This window comes from Candidatus Infernicultor aquiphilus, assembly GCF_002784285.1.
In the GTDB taxonomy this organism is placed as follows: Bacteria; Atribacterota; Phoenicimicrobiia; order Phoenicimicrobiales; family Phoenicimicrobiaceae; genus Infernicultor; species Infernicultor aquiphilus.
In genome coordinates this window covers 1-2331 of the sequence record NZ_PFKO01000201.1, presented here as the reverse complement: position 1 = coordinate 2331, position 2331 = coordinate 1, and the positions used below count along the sequence as shown (strand labels likewise).

General features: G+C 32.3%; 4 protein-coding genes. All 4 read right to left on the bottom strand.

Annotation, left to right across the window (positions count from 1 at the left end; all coding sequences use genetic code 11):
- On the bottom strand, positions 1–726 hold a 726-nt coding region (locus COZ07_RS05320; RefSeq protein ID WP_406607543.1), incomplete at its 3' end, for an ATP-binding protein.
- 72 nt (positions 727–798) lie between these two features.
- On the bottom strand, positions 799–1275 hold the full coding sequence (locus tag COZ07_RS05315) for a 3D domain-containing protein (protein WP_406607542.1): 477 nt from the start codon (positions 1273–1275) through the stop codon (positions 799–801).
- 39 nt (positions 1276–1314) lie between these two features.
- The gene (locus COZ07_RS05310; RefSeq protein WP_406607541.1) at positions 1315–1512 is read right to left on the bottom strand and encodes a hypothetical protein; all 198 of its coding nucleotides are present in this window, start codon (positions 1510–1512) and stop codon (positions 1315–1317) included.
- Positions 1509–2033, bottom strand: coding sequence for a Panacea domain-containing protein (locus tag COZ07_RS05305; protein ID WP_406607540.1), 525 nt, complete (start codon positions 2031–2033; stop codon positions 1509–1511). The genes COZ07_RS05310 and COZ07_RS05305 overlap by 4 nt, the downstream gene beginning before the upstream one ends.
- Positions 2034–2331: the final 298 nt, after the last annotated feature.

Genomic DNA, 2331 nt, shown 5'->3' with positions numbered 1-2331 from the left:
TATTTTAGGATCATTATCTGTAAACCCATGTATTTTTGTTTGAGCTTCTTCTAAATTTGTACAATCTTTAAGTGATTCAAATAAAAGCAATGCTTCTCTAGGAACACCTTTAGCCTCGCTTAATATAAAGCGACAAATTTGTTTCAGAGGTTCAGTAAATTCAATAACTTCTTTATCTGCGACATTTTTAATAATGAGAGATATTTCCCGATCAGAAAGATTAGAAAGTTTTATTTTAAAACATCGATTTCGTAGAGTAGGAAGTATTTTTTCTGGAGCAGTTGAACAAAAGATAAAATAAGTTTTTGGAGGGGGTTCTTCTGATATCTTTAAAAGAGCATTCATTGCTTCGGGAGTTAACATATGACATTCATCAAAGATAATTACTTTTACTGCCCCCATTAAGGGGCGGGAGTAAGATTCTTTAATAATTGTTCGAATAGCATCAATCCCCCTATCTTGAGCTGCATCAATTTCTTTCATGTACATTGGAGCGCATTTTAACTCATGGGAAATAATACGAGCTAAAGTAGTCTTTCCGCATCCCGATGGGGCAGATATCAAAATCGTCTGAGGCCAATGGGGAAATTTAGCCTGAAGATCGCGGATTATTTCTCCATTTCCTATAAATTCATTTAATTTTGCAGGACGATAGTCTATATGAAATGGCACGTTATATTTTCCTTTCATATATAATATATATCGAATCTCTAAAGTTTCCCACATAAAAAAGACTATCTTTGTCTAATTCGTTTAAAAAGTTAGCCATTGCTATTTCTGAAGTAAAGAATTTTATTTTCACTGTAACCTCATTACATTAATCATTTTTACTCCCCATAATTTTGCTTCGGTGATTGAGTTAAATACTATATCTAATTCATATTTTTGAATGGCTGGCCCTATATCATCTACAATTCCTATCCCTAATGAATCTATATATAAAATTGTTCCTAATGAAAAAATCTCTGGGTCTGCGGCTACTGTAAAGACATCAATATTTCCTATTTTCAAAAATCCTTTTGAAATAACGGGATTTCCTAAAGCTGTAAGTTGATTATAAGGTTTACCAATCGAATATCCTGTTGCGCGAACTTTAATCCATTCATTTTTTCGAGAGGTATTTATAACAAAAGTAGAATAATCATTGGTTATTTTCTGAAACATTAAGATTTGTTTATCCCGATCTTGTAATTCATTTAACAGCATCATTATAATAATTACACAAATTCCAATAAGAATCATACTTATAGATATATGAATTTGGTGATTTTTCATTTTACAAACTCTTAATAAATAGAAACTTTTCCTAAAGAATCAAGAATTTCCATATAACAGATAACCAAAAAATCCTTTTGGAGAATTTGTCTTTATAATTAACTGTTTAATCGAATCTAATTTTATTTTATTAAATTCATATTCTTTTGCTTCCTCTTGACCAACATTTGATTCTAATTGATCGGGTCTGGGGATCGCAATTTCAGGGATGATTATCTTTTTCTCGGCGGAATTCATGTACTTTGTCTATTCAAGAGGCCTTTGAAATATCCTTTAATTATATCATTGGAGATTGATACAAATTTCAACTTCTCGATATTCTGATCCCAAGCTTTTGACCATGGAGAATCTGACATATGGCTCATTGTTGATAACTGAATTCCAGTATATTTGCCATATAAACGCCATACTTCTCTTAGCAAATTCTGTCTATCAGTATCTGTTGGGGGAATGCGAGGAGTAACGATTTTCATATCGGAGAAATCAATAGTTTTTGCCCGTCCATCAATGGGCTTATCACCATAATCTTTAAATGTATGATATACTGAATTAATTACCGGGCCATATTTCCAAGCCTGCACTTGTTCGTCTATAAGAGGAATATCATAGAATGCTAAATTCCATCCATGAGCGAAATAGATTAATTTTTGGAGTTTCAGGGGGTCAATTTGGGAATTATTTTCATCGGCAACATCCAATAAACTGTTTACAACCGCCAATGACGAATATGGCATCTTTGTGAAATCAGATGCTTCCATGATTATTTTCTCCTCTCGTAAGAAACCTAACCATTTGTACAACAATCCGTCAATCACAAATCGCAATTTGTTCAAGATAAAAATTATTATTTTTTTCATGGGAAAAATTCGTCCTTAGCTAAACTTTCTACCTTTATCTGGGACATTCCGGAATAATCTCTATCACTTCCATTGAAAATTCACGATCATAGCAGGGGGAATTATATCATTTATGAATCTATCAACAACATTGCTAATATCTGACCAATTAATTGGAACTCCATCATCTCCGGCTTTAATTGCAAAATAATAAGTATAT